This window comes from Klebsiella sp. MS 92-3 (assembly GCF_000195655.1).
In the GTDB taxonomy this organism is placed as follows: Bacteria; Pseudomonadota; Gammaproteobacteria; order Enterobacterales; family Enterobacteriaceae; genus Klebsiella; species Klebsiella pneumoniae.
This window is the reverse complement of the sequence record NZ_GL882831.1, coordinates 29,694-33,028: the sequence shown is the minus strand read 5'-3', so window position 1 is coordinate 33,028 and position 3,335 is coordinate 29,694. Positions and strand designations below refer to the sequence as shown.

At 59.9% G+C, this 3,335-nt stretch carries 4 protein-coding genes and 1 pseudogene; 4 read left to right on the top strand and 1 reads right to left on the bottom strand.

What is annotated here, in order from left to right; all coding sequences use genetic code 11:
* Together rihC and HMPREF9538_RS08570 are read left to right on the top strand one after the other, a co-directional pair.
* The coding region (rihC, locus tag HMPREF9538_RS08565) for a ribonucleoside hydrolase RihC (RefSeq protein WP_009485692.1) at window positions 1-871 on the top strand (871 nt) is incomplete at its 5' end.
* Between the two features lie 30 nt (window positions 872-901).
* Complete coding sequence (locus tag HMPREF9538_RS08570; RefSeq protein WP_009309187.1) at window positions 902-1,267, top strand: DUF805 domain-containing protein; 366 nt, start codon at window positions 902-904, stop codon at window positions 1,265-1,267.
* Here the strand turns inward: HMPREF9538_RS08570 and HMPREF9538_RS08575 are convergent.
* Window positions 1,215-2,144: a LysR family transcriptional regulator gene (locus HMPREF9538_RS08575; RefSeq protein WP_004178570.1), complete on the bottom strand. Its 930-nt coding sequence runs from the start codon at window positions 2,142-2,144 to the stop codon at window positions 1,215-1,217. The genes HMPREF9538_RS08570 and HMPREF9538_RS08575 overlap by 53 nt on opposite strands.
* A 92-nt stretch (window positions 2,145-2,236) precedes the next feature.
* Here HMPREF9538_RS08575 and HMPREF9538_RS08580 point away from each other — a divergent pair, with 92 nt between their 5' ends.
* Together HMPREF9538_RS08580 and HMPREF9538_RS08585 are read left to right on the top strand one after the other, a co-directional pair.
* Window positions 2,237-2,866 (top strand): hypothetical protein, encoded by a 630-nt coding sequence (locus HMPREF9538_RS08580; RefSeq protein WP_004177442.1) that lies wholly within the window; start codon window positions 2,237-2,239, stop codon window positions 2,864-2,866.
* Between the two features lie 294 nt (window positions 2,867-3,160).
* A pseudogene (locus tag HMPREF9538_RS08585) lies at window positions 3,161-3,335 on the top strand (4-hydroxy-tetrahydrodipicolinate reductase); the annotation flags it as partial.

The window sequence follows — 3,335 nt, the reverse complement described above, 5'->3', positions numbered from 1 at the left end:
CCCCGCCGCCATTGCCGCGGCGCTGTTCGCGCCTGAGCTGGATCTGCAGTTGATGACCACCGTAGCGGGCAATGTCTCGGTGGAGAAGACGACCCGTAACGCGCTGCAATTGCTGCATTTCTGGAATGCCGATGTACCGCTGGCGCAGGGGGCGTCGATGCCGCTGGTGCGTCCGTTGCGCGACGCCGCCTCGGTGCATGGCGAATCCGGCATGGAGGGGTATGACTTTGTTGAGCATCAACGTCAACCGCTGGCGAAGCCGGCCTTCCAGGCGATCCGTGATGCGCTTATGCATGCTGCCGAGCCGATCACCCTGGTGGCGATTGGCCCGCTGACCAATATAGCGCTGCTGCTGACCCAGTACCCGGAATGCGTGTTTAATATTCGCCGGCTGGTGATCATGGGCGGCTCGGCGGGCCGCGGCAACTTCACGCCGAATGCGGAATTCAATATCGCTATCGACCCGGAAGCCGCCGCGAAAGTGTTCCACAGCGGGCTGGAGATTGTGATGTGCGGGCTGGACGTCACCAACCGGGCGCTGCTGGCGGCGGATTATCTGGCGACGCTGCCGACGCTGAACCAGACCGGTAAAATGCTCCATGCGCTGTTTAGCCACTATCGCAGCGGCAGCATGAGCAGCGGTCTGCGCATGCACGACTTGTGCGCTATTGCGTGGCTGGCCCGCCCGGAACTGTTCACTCTCCAGCCGTGCTTTGTGGCGGTGGAGACGCAGGGGACCTGGACCGCCGGCACCACGGTGGTGGATATCGAAGGGCGACTGGGTCAGCCGGCGAACGCCCAGGTGGCGCTGGATATCGACGTCGAAGGGTTTCAGCGCTGGGCGGCGGAGGTGATTGCCCTGGCGCCGTGATATATCACTCGATTTTCAAGGAGAGAAGCAATGACCTATGGACAGGCGTATTTGAGCGGCTGGAAAGAGACCTTTAATTTTAGCGGACGCGCCAGCCGGCAGCAGTTCTGGACGTTTTTTCTTATCAATGTGCTGATCGCCGCCGCGCCAGTGGCCGCCTGGAGTCTGGCCACCCTTGTTGACCCTCACTACGGGATCCTCAGTTTTGTTGTCATACCCTTTGCGGCGCTGTGGCTGCTGTTGATGGCGCTCCCCCTGCTGGCTGTAGGCTGCCGGCGGATGCATGATATCGGCCGCTCCGGGATCTGGTTTGTGTTGGGAGTTATCATTCCGTGGTTTGCAATTATTTCGCTGGCTCTGTGCTGCCTGCGTTCAGCGCCGGCACCGTCTCGCTGAGATAATCGATCATCGCCCGCATCCTGGCGGGCATATGCTTATCTCCCGCCCACAGTAGCCACAGGTCGCCTGAGTAGCTGCTGATAAATTCCCACTCGGGCAACACCTGCACGATGTCGCCGTTCGCCAGCGCCTCACGGGCGGTGAACAGCGGCAGGCTGCCGATCCCTAAATGCTGTCTGACCGCGTCGAGGCGTACGGCGGTATGGTTGGCGGCGTACCGCCCGTAGGTTTGCACCGTTTCTGTTTTGCCTTCCCGACGGAACTTCCAGCGCGCATCGGCGGGCGTTTCGCCAAGGCTAATGCAGCTATGCGCGCGCAGATCCTGCGGCGTGTACGGCGTACCGTGCTGCTGTAAATAGGCCTCAGTGGCGCAGATAACGTGCCTGATTGGCATCAGCGGTTTGCCATGCAGGCCGGGGGAGGGGGTATCGGTGATGCGTAGCGCCAGATCAATACCGTCATCGATAAAATCGAGAGGGCGATCTTCCAGCCGCAGGCAGACGTCCACCTGCGGGTAGCGGTGGAAAAACGCCATCATCAGCGGGTGGATCACAAAGCGGCCGACGGCTTTCGGGACGCTGAGCGTCAGCTTTCCCTGGGCGACCGTTTGGCGACTGCCTGCGGAATCCATTGCCTGTCGCGCCGCTTCCAGCATCTGCTGGGCATGCTGATATATCGTTTCCCCGGCATCGCTAAGACGCAGCTTGCGGGTGGTACGCTGCAGCAGTTTGCAGCCCATCTCTCGCTCCAGCCGTGAAACGCTGCGGCTAACGGCTGAAGGGGTAATGCCGTTCTGGCGGGCGACGGCGGAGAAGCTGCCCTGGTCGACTATCTGAACGAAAAGAGCGAGGTCGGGCAGGAGGTTCAGATTCATTTGTGCTCCCGAAGCAAGAGTGCATTGGCGGGTGGGGGGATTATCGCTGTCGGCATTAATAATATACTGGGCGGACAGAGAGGAGAATCACTATGACTGAACGGGTTTATTACACCAGCGATGCTACCGACGGGCGCGCCCAGATCATTGCCTGCACTGCAGAAGCGGATGGCCGTTACGCCATCGAACTGGATCGGACGCTGTTTCACCCGCAAGGGGGCGGTCAACCGGCGGACCGTGGATGGATTGCCGGGCAGGTGGTTGAGACGGTGGTTGTGCGCGGCGAAAGGGTGCTGCATATTCTGTCGCAACCCCTTCCCCTCGGTGAAGTGGAGATGAAAATTGATGCCTCCGCGAGACAGCTGCATGCTCGTCTGCATTCTGCCGGCCACCTGCTTGGCCTGGCGGGCGAACAGCTTGGCTGGCAACCGGTGAAAGCGCACCACTGGCCCGGCGAAGGGCGGATAACCTTTGCCAGCAGGAATAGCGCCGCGCTGCCGGACGCCAGTGCGCTACTGGCGCTAGTGAAGGCATGGCAGGCGCAGGACTTACCGCGTCAGGTGACGTTCGCTAATGGCATGCGCAAGGTGGGATTCGGCGAACTGCCAGCCTATCCCTGCGGAGGCACCCACGTCGCCCGTCTGGCGGAGCTGGGCGACATTGTCATTAGTCAGATTAAGATGAAGAAGGGGCAGCTGGTGGTCAGCTACACCCTGGCGTAAGGCTTTCTGCTCTACCGGAAGTATAATGTTTCCATAGCATTTCAATGCTGGTCGGTCGAGTTTGCCAGATTTAGTGCATCTTATTTCTTGAAACCAACAGATGACGAAAACGTCGATTATCGTCTCAGAGAGAGCACCCGCAAAGCACGCATTTCAGCACAATCGTATAGTTTTTACTGATATCGCCCGCCGTTTGTCATAAATTTCTAATTATCGGCGTTTTTGAGTAGCGGCCCGCTGACGGGCTGGTTACTCTGAAAACAATTTACGTAATGTTAACAAAAGAGAATAGCTATGCATGATGCACAAATCCGCGTGGCCATCGCCGGCGCGGGCGGCCGGATGGGACGCCAGTTAATTCAGGCTGCATTGCAGATGGAAGGCGTGGCGCTGGGCGCGGCGCTGGAGCGCGAAGGGTCAAGCCTGGTGGGCAGCGACGCCGGCGAGCTGGCGGGCGCCGGCAAAGCGG

Bases quoted from the DNA above. Each gene is read 5' to 3' on its own strand.
- HMPREF9538_RS08570 (WP_009309187.1), top strand. From the start codon at position 902: ATGACCTATGGACAGGCGTATTTGAGCGGCTGGAAAGAGACCTTTAAT.
- HMPREF9538_RS08580 (WP_004177442.1), top strand. From the start codon at position 2,237: ATGACTGAACGGGTTTATTACACCAGCGATGCTACCGACGGGCGCGCC.
- HMPREF9538_RS08575 (WP_004178570.1), bottom strand. From the start codon at position 2,144: ATGAATCTGAACCTCCTGCCCGACCTCGCTCTTTTCGTTCAGATAGTC.